Here is a 14,783-nt window from a genome sequence, read left to right on the forward strand (position 1 = left end):
TCAGATATTGGCTTATTTTAGATAAGCTTGTGTTTTGATGACATTAATTTTAAGTCGTTTAAAGACTATGATTGATGATGATCAATGCGTGGTGTATTTAGCCACGGTAGAATAAATTATTTTATCATTCAGTTAACTATTTAAGGAAGGCATATGCAACATATTAATCATTTCATAAATGGCGAGTTTGTATCCGCTGTTGACGGTAAATCATTTGAAAAACGCTCCCCTGTTGACCGGCGCCTTATTGCTCAGGTATCTGAAGGGGGTAAGGTTGATGTTGATCGTGCAGTCCACGCAGCGCGTGCCGCTTTAAATGGAGAATGGGGAGCTTTTACCATGGAGCAACGCGTTGAGATTTTATATGGTGTTGCCGATGAGATTACCCGACGTTTTGATGATTTTGTAGAAGCGGAAATGGCAGATACGGGGCAACCTAAAAGTATTATGACGCATGCGTTTATTCCTAGAGGCGCGGCAAACTTTAAAATTTTTGCTGATGTCATTAAGAATGTTCCGAATGAGTCATTTCAAACGACAACGCCGGATGGTTTAGGTGCGCTGAACTATGCTATTCGTGTACCAAAAGGTGTTGTTGGTGTGGTGTCGCCTTGGAATGCGCCCTTTTTGTTAATGACGTGGAAAGTAGGGCCTGCGCTGGCTTGTGGTAATACAGTGGTGGTTAAGCCTTCTGAAGAGACGCCATTAACCACTACTTTATTGGGTGAAGTCATGAATAAAGTAGGCGTACCAAAAGGCGTGTTTAATGTTGTTCACGGTTTTGGGCCTGACTCTGCCGGTGAGTATTTAACACATCATCCAAAGGTAGACGCTATTACCTTTACCGGTGAAACGACTACAGGAGCGGCTATTATGAAAGCCGCATCGGAGGGGATGCGAGATGTTTCCTTTGAGCTGGGTGGTAAAAATGCGGGTATTGTCTTTGCAGATAGTGATTTTGATAAAGCGGTTGATGGGATATACAAGTCCTCATTCTTGAATTCTGGACAGGTCTGCTTAGGCACGGAGCGTGTTTATGTTGAGCGGCCCATTTTTGATAAATTTGTGGAAGCACTGAAGAAAAAAGTCGAAAAAGTGCGCCACGGTAGGCCGGATGATGAAAACTGTAATTTTGGCCCAATGATTAGCCATGAGCATCAAGCAAAGGTACTGTCTTATTATGCAAAAGCAGTTGAGGAAGGCGCAACAGTTGTCACGGGAGGTGGCGTTCCCAGCATACCAGAAGAATTAAAAGAGGGTGCTTGGGTGGAGCCAACCATTTGGACAGGGCTTGCAGAAGATGCAACGGTCATGAAGGAAGAAATTTTTGGTCCTTGCTGCCACATTGCGCCATTTGACGATGAGCAACAAGTGATTAACTGGGCCAATGATACAGAATATGGTTTATCAACAACCGTATGGACACGGGATTTGTCACGCGCTCACCGCGTGGCTGCCAAAATTAATGTGGGTATTACCTGGATTAATAGCTGGTTCTTACGTGATTTAAGAACCGCTTTTGGTGGCTCTAAGCAATCAGGTATTGGACGAGAGGGTGGTGTTCATTCCTTAGAGTTTTATACTGAAACACGGAATGTTTGCGTTAAATTGTAATGAAATAACCGAGGTGCCTTATGGGCACCTCGATTACTTGCTTAAGACTTAAGCTAAACCTTCATGCTTAAGTGCTTCTTGTACAGCAGGGCGAGAGCCAATACGCTCTTGGAATGCTTTAAGTGATGGCCAAGGTGAGGCATCAAATTCAAAGTATGGGTGCCAGCTTAAGATAACGAATAAGTAGATATCTGCTACTGAGAACTGATCACCTACTAGGTACTCACTATCACCCATTGACTCAACTAATTGAGTTAGGCGCTTGCTATAACCTTCAATAAAAACACCTTTTGTATCATCAGAAAGAGCAGGGTTAAATAAAGGCGCAAGTCCTTTATGTAATTCTGTTGATAAAAAGTTTAACCATTGCTGTAACTTTGCACGTTCAAACGTGTCAGCAGCAGGTGCTAGGTTTTTTTCAGGTGCTAAGCTTGCGATGTATTGCACAATAGCAGGACCTTCGAATAAAAACTCACCGCTATCAAGCTGTAACGCAGGCACATAACCGCAAGGGTTAATGTCAAGATAGTTATCACCATTCTCGAGAGTGTGTGATTGCAAGTCTACTTTTACTAGCTCTGTTTTAGCTGTTAAACCTGCTTCATGAATAGCAATATGTGGAGATAAAGAACATGATCCTGGGGAGTAATAAAGTTTCATACGTGTTATTCCTTATAATTATCGTTAGTTAAAAATCCCAAAATAAATGTGGGTCATTGTCTACTAAAAGCATCAATATGCTTAGTTTTATTGTAACGCCGTTCTTTGATTATTGTTAAGTAAATGCTAGTGTATTCGTGCTTTAAAAAATTAATCAAAATCTAGGAGAGCAATCTGATGAAAGGCTTAAAAGTTTGGATGGTCGGTGTTGGTATTTTTTATATATTAAACTTGGTGTTATTGTGGCCAAGCCTTTGGGGGCCGCAAGTACCTTTGATGTATCCAGGTGTTGAGCTATATCAAGATGAGGTTATATTTCAATTGTTGCTAGATGCTTGGTTGATTGTAGGGCTTGGTTTAGCAGCAATAGGCGTGGTGTTGATTGCTGGCGCACGAAACCCAATGCGCTACTATCCTGCGTTGATTCCTGTGGTGTTTATCACAGAAACGATCTTTGGCATTTGGGATATCTACAGTGCGATGAACCATGAGGATGTTGTTGTGGCACTGATTACGCTGGTTATTCATGTCATTATTATCGCAACAGGGCTTGTGGTCTGGAAGAACGCTAAAGCCTTAGAGGTGTGAATATAGTTTATAAATAATCTTGATCAGTTTTTTTATGAGGAGTTGCTAACATGCATGATTGTTGTCATGAAGCTCAACAGGAGAAGGGAATGAGCCATAAAGACCCTGTATGTGGCATGGATGTTTCTAAAGATACTCAGTACCAGACGGAATATAAGGGCCAATGGTATGGGTTTTGTTGTGAAGGCTGCCTGATAAAATTTAACAAAGATCAAGACATGTACCTGTCGGGTCAAGCACGGCCTGAACCTACTGCTGCTCTAGGGGCTAAATATATCTGTCCAATGTGTCCGGGTGTTGAAAGTGATAGCCCAGATATTTGCCCAAAATGTGGTATGGCATTGGAGCCGGAAGCCTTTGTACCTCCATCTAAAAAGACCGAGTATATTTGCCCTATGCATCCAGAGGTGGTGGAAGAGTCACCGGGTTCATGCCCGGTTTGCGGTATGGCTTTAGAAGCGCGAACGGTGGTTTTGGAAGAGGAAAACCCAGAATTAGATGATATGAGTCGACGGTTTACCTTTAGTCTTATATTTACGGTGCCGTTATTTATTATAGCCATGTCAGAAATGGTGGTAGGGGATTTGTTTTTATCATTTTTATCGGCCAAAACATGGCAATGGATTCAGCTACTGCTGGCGTCCCCGGTTGTATTATGGGCGGGCTGGCCGTTTTTTGAACGCGCCGTGCAGTCGATAAAAACATGGAACCTTAATATGTTCACCTTGATCGGCTTGGGTGTAACCGTCGCTTGGCTGTATAGCCTCGTGGCGGTGTTCTTCCCTAATGCCTTTCCGGACTCAATGTTCAATGCACAGGGTGTTGTTGCTGTCTATTTTGAAGCGGCTGCAGTGATTATTACCTTGGTATTGTTGGGTCAAGTGTTGGAATTAAAAGCACGCGGTCAAACCAACAAAGCAATTCATTTGTTGGTGGGGCTATCACCTAATACAGCGCGACGGGTGAATGGGCATGGCGATGAAGAGGAAATTTTATTAGAAGATGTTGTTGTCGGTGATGTGCTGCGTGTTCGCCCAGGCGATAAAGTGCCTGTGGACGGTGTTTTACTCGATGGCGGTAGCTCAATAGATGAGTCGATGGTCACCGGTGAGCCTGTGCCGGTGGAGAAAACAGCAGGAGACTCAGTTATTGCCGGTACAGTTAATGGCACTGGCAGCTTTACCTTAACGGCGCAGCATGTGGGCAATGAGACGTTGTTGTCACAAATCATTCATATGGTTAGCGAGGCACAGCGTAGTCGTGCGCCGATTCAGCGTGTGGCGGATGTTGTAGCGTCGTGGTTCGTCCCGATTGTTGTTAGTATTTCTGTGGTGACTTTTTTTGCCTGGTATGCCTTGGCATCCGAATATGCGCTAAGTTTGGCTGTTGTTAATGCCGTTGCGGTGTTAATTATTGCCTGTCCGTGTGCCCTAGGTTTAGCGACACCGATGTCGATTATGGTGGGTATGGGACGTGGTGCGAACATGGGCGTGTTAATCAAAAATGCTGAAATGTTAGAGTTGATGGAAAAGGTGGATACCTTGGTGGTTGATAAAACCGGCACATTAACAGAAGGGAAGCCCAGTGTAACGGGTATCAAAACACTAGGGAAGATGACGACTGATGAGGCGCTCTTATTGGCGGCAAGCCTTGAAAAAGTCAGTGAACATCCACTGGCGGAGGCGGTTGTGAATGCAGCGCAAGAGTTAACTCTGCTTGAGGTGGTTGATTTTAATGCTACTACTGGAAAAGGAGTGTCTGGTGAGATTAATCAGCAGTCTGTATTGTTAGGGAATAAACGTTTTCTGGATGATAACGGGATCGATACGGGTGATTTTAATAGCTTGTCGTTATCTGATAACAGTGCAGGAGAAACTTTATTGTATATGGCGGTAAATGATCAGGCCTGTGCAGTGTTTTTATTAAAGGATGAAATAAAGCCTTCAACACATCAGGCGATAGATCAACTGCATCAAAATGGCGTGAAAGTGGTGATGTTAACGGGTGACCAGCAGACGTCAGCTGAGCAGGTAGCCAATCAGTTGGGGATTGATGAATTTAAAGCGGGTGTTTTACCGGCAGAAAAAGCGGATGTTATTAAAAGTCTTCAAGCTGATGGCCATGTGGTAGCGATGGCTGGGGATGGTGTTAACGATGCCCCCGCGCTGGCGCAAGCAAATGTAGGTATTGCAATGGGCAACGGTTCGGATATTGCTATTGAAAGCACTGGAGTTGTACTAGTTAAGGGTGACCTGAGAGGTATCGTCCGCGCGCGTAAATTGAGTAAAGCAACGATGAAAAATATCAGGCAAAACCTTGTGTTTGCTTTTCTTTACAATAGCTTAGGTGTGCCGGTTGCAGCAGGCGTGTTGTACCCTTTCTTAGGGATTTTATTGTCGCCGATGATTGCCGCCGCAGCGATGAGTTTAAGCTCTGTATCAGTGATTGCAAATGCGCTGCGGTTAAAAATAGTAAGGCTTTAAGTTAGGTGATCAAGCAGTTCATCTAGGGGTGCGGGTTTAGCTATGTGGTAGCCTTGAGCATAATCTACCCCGAGTTGCCTAAGCAGCTGAAAAATTTCTTCATTTTCAACGAACTCAGCAATTGTACTCATGCCCATAACATGACCAATTTCATTGATGGAGCGGGTCATCGCTAAATCAATGGGGTCGGACTCAATATGACGAATAAAGCTACCGTCTATTTTTAAATGATTAACGGGTAATTGCTTAAGGTAAGAGAAGGATGACATCCCCGTACCAAAGTCGTCTAATGAGAAAGAGCAGCCCAACTCGTGCATATTGTGTATGAACTCAAATGCCAACGATAAGTTTTGAATGGCCGATGACTCGGTTATTTCAAAGCATATTTTTTTACAATCAATAGCATATTGTTTGAGGTATCGAGTGACATAATGGGAAAGATCCTCGTCTGACAACGATAGGCCTGATAGGTTAATGCTGCATAATTTTGTTTTCGCTAACACATCAGGGTGCTCAGACAGCCATGCCAATGTGTTTTTAATGACCCAATGATCAATTCGGTGTATCAGCCCGTAACGTTCAGCTGGTGGTAAGAAAGCGCCGGGGCTGATGAGTCTTTCATTATCTTTTATTCTGAGTAGGACTTCGTAATGTAAAGATTGGTTACTACCAGGGTTGGTTGGGGCTATTCTTTGTTGATAGAGAATGAATTGGTCGGTGTCGAGCGCAGTGTTTAGCTTGTTAAGCCATTGCATTTGGTGTTGAGGTATGCCCGGCTGTTGCTGAACATTTGAGATATCCATTTCTATAATACAGTTTCTACCCTCTTCTTTTGCTTTATAGCAAGCAGCATCAGCGACTGTTAGTGGGTCACTTTCAGATTGTAATCCGGAAGAAAAGTGTGCAATGCCCATACTCGCGCCGATATTAAACGTTTTATGATCACAGGTGAAACGAAACTTTTGTATGGTGGATAAGACGTCGTTAGCCACTTTAAGTGCAGCCTCTTTCGGGCACGCTTCCAATAAAATGGCAAACTCGTCGCCACCAAGTCTTGCTAAGGTATCTCGTCCTCGGACTAAAGGCGAAAGAATGGAGGAGAGTTGCCTGAGTAATTGATCTCCACCTTGGTGTCCACAGGTGTCATTAACTATTTTAAATTGATCGAGGTCTATAAAGATCAGGCTATGCCTAATATTGGCTTCTTGAGTTGCAGATAGGCAGTTTGCTAAGCGGCGGCTAAATTCACCACGGTTTAATAAGCCGGTTAAGGTGTCATGAGAGGCTTGATGCTTTAATTGGTTGGTTAAATGATAAGCCGTTGTGATGTCGTTAATAGTAAAGACAAGCCCTAAACGTTCGGCATTTTTGTTGGTTATAAAAGTGCGAGACCACTCAATCGTAGATTTGTTGCCATCTTCGTGCTCAATAAAAGCAACTTGTTGTTTTGCTTCCAACGTTTCTTTATTGATATTAACCAACTCAATGGGCAACGATTCATTGGTTTTTAATATTAAAACCTCATCAATAGCTTGGTGGGTACAGTCTTTTTGTTGAGTGTTTAATAACTTATGGGCAGCGGGGTTGCTATAGTGAATGATACCGTTGAGGTCGGTAACGATAACGCCTTCATGCACTGACTCCATCGTTGCTTGAAGAAAATCTCTCTCGATGCTTAGTTTTTCTTTAATGTTTGAAGTCTCTTTTTCTGGTTGATTAATGCGAGCCTGTTGGTCTTTCAGTTTCTTTTGAGCCTTCGCAGCTATATGAGGCTTAACGGTTGACGAAGGGTTAGAAAGAGGCTTTTGTTCATTTATTAAGAAACCCTTTTGGTTAAACATATCGTCTTTCATTGGCTTAGTTATGTTTAAGGTGCCATAACGCAGCGGCACAGTTTTGAGTGGTTTTTTTAGCAACCTGTACAGCTAATGTAGTGATCATGTGGGTAACCTTATAAATGACAAGATTCTCAATAGATGATTGATTTTATTGAGTTTTGATTTATTACTCCGTTATAAACCAGGGCGCAAAGAAGTACAATGATTTTAGACTAAATTTATAGAAAGGATATGATATTAGACTATGACAGAGATATTTTCGATTAAAGTAACTTTATGACAATATTAGACAGTAGTGAATTATTGGCTCAATTGCCTAGCGAATTACATGCAGATATAACGCATATGGTCAGTGAGCTGCCGGATTTATTTGATCAACGTCGGCTTGCAGAAATGGATGCTCATTTAGCTGGCCGAGTTGTGGCGAGTAGTTCGTTTATTCAACGCCAAGCAGTACGCTTTCCTGAGATAAGCGAGAAGCTATTGCAAGGGGTCGGCCCAATTAACTGGTGTGTCGATAGCCTATTTGAAGAGTTAACGGGCAGGGTCGATGGAGTTACTGATGAAGCGACTATGATGCCCCTGCTTCGCCAGTTTCGCAATCAATACATGTTACAGATTGCTTGGCTTGATCTCGCTGGCGCTGAGGTCGATTCAATTTTGCAGTATTTGTCTGCATTGGCTGATGCGTTGATCCGATGTGCAGTGGAATGGGCGTATTCGATGGCTTGTGCACGCTCGGGTATTCCCCGTGATGAGCAAGGCAAAGAGCAGCAGTTAATAGTGATTGGTATGGGGAAACTGGGTGCGAAGGAGCTTAACTTTTCCTCGGATATAGACCTTATATTTTGTTACCCATCAAGGGGTGAAACCGATGGTACACGGCCTACAAGTAATGAAGAGTTCTTTACTAAAATGTGCAGAATGGTTATTCGCTTGCTAGACAAGGTTACAGTGGATGGTTTTGTCTTTCGCGTAGATACCCGGTTACGCCCTTTTGGTGAAAGTGGGGCATTAGTGCTAAACCACGATGCCATGGAAATTTATTACCAAAGCCATGCGCGAGAGTGGGAGCGTTATGCGATGGTGAAGGCACGGCTGATAACCGGAAGTAAAGAAGGTAAGGCTGAACTTACGACGATGATAAAGGCCTTTGTTTTTCGCCGTTATTTAGATTATGGCGTGTTCGACTCTATTCGCGTGATGAAGCGACAGATTGAAGCGCAGTTACAAAAAAAGGGTGTTGAGCATAATGTTAAATTAGGGCCGGGTGGTATTCGGGAAATTGAATTTATTGGCCAGGCGTTCCAGCTGATTCGAGGTGGTCGAGATAAAGCGTTGCAAGCGCGTGGTATTTTGAAAGTGTTAGGCTTATTGGCTGATAGGAATCAAATTTCACCATTAGCAGCGCAAGAACTTAGCGAAGATTATCGCTACTTACGTCGTTTAGAAAATCATATTCAAGAGATAGATGATCGGCAAACACATGATTTACCCACCGATACTAAAAACCAGCTGCGGCTAGTACTTTCAATGGGCTTTTCAAGCTGGCTTGAGCTGCTTGAAAAAACACAACAAACGATGAAGCGAGTACATCAATATTTTGACAGGCTGGTCGATTTTGATGAGCCTACCGAACAAACTGATAATACCGACTGGTTAGACTTAACTGAGGAGGGGCTGGATAGCTTTTTAGCCGCCAAAGGTGGCTCAGTGAGTGAGGAAACGCGAAAAGGCATTATCCATTTTTGCCACAGTTATCCGGTTAGACAATTACAGGAGAAAGGTCGGCAATATATCGTTCGGTTATTGCCCATGTTGTTAGAGCGTTTACTCATAGTGGAGCCAGAAGAAAAAACAGTGCTTATTTTTTTGGCTATGCTTGAAAAGATTTGTAACCGTGTTGCGTACTTAGTTCTTTTGGTTGAAAGCCCAAGCGTCTTTAATCAGTTAACTCGGTTGGCGATATTGAGCCCTTGGATTGTAACGCAGGTGACAAGATCGCCCATTCTATTGGATGAATTGATTGATCCTCATAGTTTATATCAGGTGCCGTCAAAAGATGAGCTTCAAGCTGATTTAGATAATGCCTTATTATCTATAGACTCGGACGATATTGAAGCTCAGATGGAAGCGTTGAGGTTGTTTAAGCAAACCAGTGTTTTACATGTTGCCGCCTCAGATTTAACAGGTACTTTGCCGGTCATGGTGGTGAGCGATAAACTGACGGAGATAGCAGAGGTCATTGTTGAAAAAGTGGTGACATTGAGTTGGAAATCGATCTGTGCACAATATGGAACGCCTGCGAATGCAAGTGCGCAGTCGGTGAGTGGTTTTGCGGTGATTGGCTTTGGAAAAATGGGGGGTATTGAGCTGGGCTTTGGGTCAGATCTTGATGTGGTTTTTTTGCATAAAGAGGCTCAAATAGATGAGATGACATTGGGTGATCGTGCGATTTCATTGGGTGAGTTCTATATGCGCTTGGGGCGAAAAATTATTACTTACATGGTAACGCGTACTTTTTCTGGTTTATTGTATGAAATGGATTTACGACTGCGGCCGAATGGAAATTCTGGTCTGTTAGTTAGCAGTGAGTCATCATTTGAGCAATATCAGCGAAAAAACGCATGGGCGTGGGAACATCAGGCTCTAGTACGTGCGCGATTTGTTGCTGGGTGTTCTGACGTAGCTGAGCGATTTAACAAGATTCGAAGTGAGGTGTTAGGGCTTCGACGAGATATAACAACCTTGAGAAATGAGGTGGTTGAAATGCGAGAAAAAATGCGTTCAACGTTACTGACTAAAAAGCAGGGCTTTTTTGATCTTAAACATGGTGTTGGAGGTATTGTCGATATTGAGTTTATTGTACAATTCGGTGTATTGGCTAATGCTAATGAACATGACAGTCTATTAACGTATACAGACAATATTCGTCTGTTACATGAATTGAACAAGATTGGTTTCTTATCGACGTTACAACAGCAGAATCTTGATGGGGCATACAAAGCCTATCGAGAAGCCTCGCATCATGCTTCATTAGCAGAACAGCCAACAATGGTACCAGTTGATGTGGTTGAAGAGCAGGTTCGGCAGGTGGCGTTAGTTTGGGATGAAATAATGATAAATAACTAAACGAATGGTCGTTTAGTTTCACAAATAAATTAGGAGTTAACTATGGGAATGGATGACAAAGATGGCGTCATCTGGATGGACGGTGAATGGGTAGATTGGCGCGACGCCAAAGTCCACGTGCTTACGCATACTCTGCATTATGGTATGGGTGTGTTTGAAGGCACACGTGCCTATGAAACAAATGAAGGCACCGCTATTTTCAGATTGCAGGATCATACTGACCGTTTGTTCCGCTCGGCTCATATTTTAAATATGCAAATTCCGTTTGATAAAGCTACGCTAAACCAGGTGCAGCGCGAGGCGGTGGCTAAAAATAAGTTAAAGTCTGCTTATTTGCGTCCGATGTGTTTTTACGGTTCTGAAGGAATGGGTATACGTGCCGATAGCTTGAAAGTTCACGTCATGGTTGCGGCATGGGAATGGGGTAAATACCTTGGTGAAGACGGTATAGAAAAAGGTATTCGCATTCGTACGTCTTCTTATATCAGAAACCATGTGAATAGTGTGATGTGCAAAGCTAAAGCAAATGGAAACTATATGAACTCTATTTTGGCGCTGCAGGAAGCTATTTCATGCGGTTACGATGAAGCGATGTTGCTCGATCACGAAGGCTATGTGGCAGAAGGCAGCGGTGAAAACATCTTTCTTGTTCGCAATGGTAAGTTAATTACGCCCGACTTAACCTCTGCACTGGAAGGGATTACGCGCGAAACAATTTTCCAACTGGCTGAAGAGTGTAACTTAGAAGTCGTTGAAAAAAGAATCACACGTGATGAAGTTTATGTCGCCGATGAAGCGTTTTTCACCGGAACAGCTGCTGAAGTGACGCCTATTCGTGAAGTGGATGATCGAACCATTGGCAATGGGGGGCGTGGTCCAATTACCGAACGCTTACAAACAATGTATTTTGATGCCGTTCAAGGTCGCTCCGCTCAGCATAGTGATTGGTTAACTTACGTATAAATAGAGGTGAGTAATCCTTATCGCATACTAGTCGTGGGCCCTTCATGGGTCGGCGATATGGTGATGGCGCAGAGCCTATTTATGGCCTTAAAAGAGCGGCATAAGAACTGCTCGATTGATGTGCTAGCACCTGAATGGTCGTTAGAGTTGATGGAGCGGATGCCTGAAGTACGTAAAGCGATTGTTATGCCAATGGGACATGGGCAGTTTAATTTCAAGGGTCGTAAAAACTTGGGCCTATCGCTACGTGATGAGGCTTATGACGAAGCGATTGTATTACCAAACTCATGGAAGTCGGCCTTAGTTCCTTACTTTGCCAATATACCGAAACGAACCGGTTATTTAGGTGAGATGCGTTGGGGCTTGTTGAATAATGCACGGAAACTTAATAAAGCTTTTTTGACTAAAACGGTGCAGCGGTTTGTGGCCTTGGCCACCGAGCCGTGTGCTATTTTGCCGGTTATTCCACAGCCACGTTTATTAGTTGATCCAGCGAGTGTTGCTAAAACAACTGAAACGTTTTTATTGCCCTCCAAGGCAGGGAAAATACTTGGGCTTTGCCCAGGGGCAGAATATGGCCCGGCAAAACGTTGGCCTGAAACGCATTATGCTGAGGTGGCAAAAAAAGCCATAGAAAATGGCTGGCAAGTGTATCTATTCGGTTCGGCAAAAGACGAAGCAGTGGCAACAAGCATTAATGAGTTAAGTGGCGGGGGTTGCCGTGATTTTGCTGGAAAAACAAGCCTAACAGAAGCGTTAGACCTGATGTCACTTTGTGATGCGGTCGTCAGCAATGATTCTGGCTTAATGCATGTTGCCGCCGCTCTTAATATTAAAATCATTGCGCTTTATGGTTCATCCGATCCAAATTTTACCCCACCTTTGCACCCAGAGGCAGATGTTATTAGTTTGAACTTAGCTTGCTCGCCCTGCTTTAAGCGAGAGTGCCCACTGGGGCATTTAGATTGCCTAACCAAAATATCAGCTGATCGGGTGACCACTTTATTGGGTATTTCCTCATTGATGACAGATGAAAGTATTAGTCGTTAAGACCTCATCGTTGGGCGATGTTATTCATACATTGCCCGCCTTAAGCGATGCAACAAAAGCTATTCCAGGTATTTCATTTGATTGGGTGGTCGAAGACTCGTTTCAAGATATTCCAGCCTTACACCCTAATGTGCAGCGTGTGGTACCGGTGTCTGTTCGGCGTTGGCGAAAGAACTTTTGGAAATATCGTGCTGAAATTAAGGCGAGTATTCGCGATATTCAGGCAGACGAATATGATGCTGTGATTGATGCACAGGGTTTAATAAAAAGTGCTTTTTTTACACGTTATGCAAAAGGTAAAAGGTACGGTCTGTCTAAAACAAGTTGTCGAGAACCGCTAGCAGCACTGGCTTACCAATATAAGGTCGATGTTGCAAAAGGGCAGCATGCGATTGACCGTGTTCGGCAGTTATTTGCAAAAAGCTTAGGTTATGACGTTCCAAGTAACTTTTTTTCATATGGCCTGAATAAAGCAAGTATAAGTGACTCGTCGGGTCTGGAAGCACCGTATTTAGTTTTTCTTCATGGCACCACATGGGAAAGCAAGCATTGGCCTAATGAATACTGGCAAACATTAATTTCACTGGCGACCGCTAAAGGCTTCAATATTTATTTGCCTTGGGGGAACGAGTTTGAAAAAACGCGTGCTGATGAACTCTCTCGCTTATCAGAAAAAGCATATGTGTTAAAACGTTCATCCGTAAAACAGCTCGCTGAAATCCTAATGAATGCCAGCGGGGTAGTGGGTGTGGATAGTGGTTTAGCGCACTTAACGGCGGCATGTGAGACACCATCAGTGACGATTTACGGCTCAACGAGTGCTGACTTAACCGGCACCATGGGAGAAAAAAACGCCTGTTTACAAACAAATTTCGCTTGCTCACCATGTTTGAAAAAGGTTTGTTGTTACAATCAACAAACAACTGTAACCCCCGCCTGTTATCAGACTTTACCAGCGGACTTGGTTTGGCAAAACTTAGTTGAGCTAATGGTATGAATATAGAAAAGCTAAATACAGTGAAGGAACTTGAGAATTGGGCGAACAGTTCAGCTGACATGTTGGCATTAACAACTCAGCATGGACCTATTCAGTTAGAGGCGAATTTAAGGCACTTACCTACAAGACGATTAACGTGTCGTGCGCAATGGCAGAATAAGCGAGTGATCGCGAAGTTTTTTTACGGTGCTGGTTTTAAGGCATTAATGTTTAAAGAAGCGTTAATGTTACAGGCTTTAAAGAAGTCATCTATCAAGGTGCCCGAGTTACTGCATAGTGAACAACATACTGATTATGGGGTGCTCGTTATTCAGTATATAGAGCACGTGCAAACGCTTTCTTCCTTTTTTTGGTCGCAGCCTGAACAAGCCGAGCTTGAGACTAAATTACTCGCAGTTACTGAGTTAGTGTTGTTGTGCCAACAGGCAGGGTTTGAGATTAAAGACCCTCATTTAGATAATTTTTTATGTTGCCAAGGTGATGTGTATCTTATTGATGCAGGTGATATAAAAAAAGTAAAAAACAAGCTTAGCGCTCAAGCAGCGATGCAAAATTTAGCATTATTTTATGCGCAATTACCGGTAACGTTAGATCAACAAGCGTATCAATTGTTAACAAAAATGTTAGAAAGTTTGGCTGACTGGAACGGCTTGAGCGAACAATCTTGGCGGCAAGCGTTACTTAAACAACGACGTTGGCGACAAAAAAGATTTATTAATAAAAAGGTTTTTCGCTCATGTACAGCCTATATTTGTGAGCAAAATACATCACGTTTTTTGATGGCTAAACGGGCTGATTACTCTGAACAAATGGCCGTAGCGCTATCTGATCCAGACAAGCTTATTGCTAAGGGCCGATTGTTGAAAGATGGCGCCACTGCCACGGTAGCCCAGGTGGAGATTGCTGGACAGCCGTATGTGTTAAAACGTTACAATATAAAAAAACCTATTCATGCTTTACTACGAGGTTTTTGTTGGTCTAGAGCGGCAATATCGTGGAAGAACGGTCTGCTCTTAGAAATGTTGGGCATCCCAACTGCAAAATCGTATGCGATGATTGAGGAGCGTAAGGGGGCACTAAGACGGCGCTCATACCTGTTGTCAGAATATATTGATGCGCCTAGAGCGTGGGATATTTATGAAGATGATCAATATGATGAAGAGAATAAAAAGCAGTGGGCAAAAAAAATCTACGAATTGTTTTTACTCTTAAAACTCTGTCAGATCAGCCATGGTGATTTAAAAGCACATAATATTTTGTGCTCCGCTGAAGGCGCTTTTTTTATAGACTTAGATGGCTTGAATGCAGAGCAATCATTTGCTGGTTTTTGGCAGCAATTTAAGAAAGATGTGGGGCGATTCCAAATTAGTTGGCCGAAAAAATGGAAAGTAAATCCTTATTTTTCATCATTTAGTGACAAATTGTTAGCTGATGATTTAAAGCTTTATAAAAAGTAGA

At 43.0% G+C, this 14,783-nt stretch carries 10 protein-coding genes; 8 read left to right on the forward strand and 2 right to left on the reverse strand.

Features of this window, described 5'->3' with window-relative positions:
* Positions 1-153: 153 nt before the first annotated feature.
* On the forward strand, positions 154-1,614 hold the full coding sequence (locus CPC19_RS03895) for a 2-hydroxymuconic semialdehyde dehydrogenase (RefSeq protein ID WP_016390588.1): 1,461 nt from the start codon (positions 154-156) through the stop codon (positions 1,612-1,614).
* A 48-nt stretch (positions 1,615-1,662) separates the two neighbouring features.
* Here the strand turns inward: CPC19_RS03895 and gstA are convergent, their stop codons facing one another.
* Complete coding sequence (gstA, locus tag CPC19_RS03900; protein ID WP_015006586.1) at positions 1,663-2,274, reverse strand: glutathione transferase GstA; 612 nt, start codon at positions 2,272-2,274, stop codon at positions 1,663-1,665.
* Positions 2,275-2,451: 177 nt separating this feature from the next.
* Here gstA and CPC19_RS03905 point away from each other — a divergent pair, with 177 nt between their 5' ends.
* Together CPC19_RS03905 and CPC19_RS03910 are read left to right on the forward strand one after the other, a co-directional pair.
* Entirely contained in the window at positions 2,452-2,862 is a 411-nt protein-coding gene (locus CPC19_RS03905; RefSeq protein WP_016390589.1) for a BphX family protein, read from the forward strand.
* Positions 2,863-2,951: 89 nt separating this feature from the next.
* Positions 2,952-5,345, forward strand: coding sequence for a heavy metal translocating P-type ATPase (locus CPC19_RS03910; protein ID WP_016390590.1), 2,394 nt, complete (start codon positions 2,952-2,954; stop codon positions 5,343-5,345).
* Here CPC19_RS03910 and CPC19_RS03915 read toward each other — a convergent pair.
* Positions 5,342-7,186 (reverse strand): EAL domain-containing protein, encoded by a 1,845-nt coding sequence (locus CPC19_RS03915; RefSeq protein WP_232228631.1) that lies wholly within the window; start codon positions 7,184-7,186, stop codon positions 5,342-5,344. The two genes, CPC19_RS03910 and CPC19_RS03915, sit on opposite strands and share 4 nt — an antisense overlap.
* Positions 7,187-7,459: 273 nt before the next feature.
* On the opposite strand from CPC19_RS03915, the gene glnE reads away from it, so the two are divergent.
* Genes glnE through CPC19_RS03940 form a run of 5 tightly spaced genes read left to right on the forward strand, consistent with a single transcriptional unit; the run spans position 7,460 to position 14,782 of the window.
* Positions 7,460-10,315, forward strand: a complete 2,856-nt coding sequence (glnE, locus tag CPC19_RS03920; protein ID WP_016390592.1) for a bifunctional [glutamate--ammonia ligase]-adenylyl-L-tyrosine phosphorylase/[glutamate--ammonia-ligase] adenylyltransferase — start codon at positions 7,460-7,462, stop codon at positions 10,313-10,315.
* Between the two features lie 42 nt (positions 10,316-10,357).
* A complete protein-coding gene (locus tag CPC19_RS03925) occupies positions 10,358-11,278 on the forward strand; it encodes a branched-chain amino acid transaminase (RefSeq protein WP_015006581.1) in 921 nt (306 codons plus the stop codon).
* A gap of 57 nt (positions 11,279-11,335) precedes the next feature.
* Entirely contained in the window at positions 11,336-12,328 is a 993-nt protein-coding gene (waaF, locus tag CPC19_RS03930) for a lipopolysaccharide heptosyltransferase II (protein WP_016390593.1), read from the forward strand.
* Positions 12,309-13,325 carry a lipopolysaccharide heptosyltransferase I gene (gene waaC / locus CPC19_RS03935; RefSeq protein ID WP_016390594.1) on the forward strand — a complete coding sequence of 339 codons (1,017 nt, stop codon included), beginning with the start codon at positions 12,309-12,311 and terminating at the stop codon, positions 13,323-13,325. Before waaF ends, waaC begins: the two co-directional genes overlap by 20 nt.
* On the forward strand, positions 13,322-14,782 hold the full coding sequence (locus CPC19_RS03940; protein WP_016390595.1) for a lipopolysaccharide kinase InaA family protein: 1,461 nt from the start codon (positions 13,322-13,324) through the stop codon (positions 14,780-14,782). The genes waaC and CPC19_RS03940 overlap by 4 nt, the downstream gene beginning before the upstream one ends.
* Position 14,783 lies beyond the last annotated feature (1 nt).

The organism is Cycloclasticus sp. PY97N, assembly GCF_002443175.1.
Lineage (GTDB): Bacteria > Pseudomonadota > Gammaproteobacteria > Methylococcales > Cycloclasticaceae > Cycloclasticus > Cycloclasticus pugetii.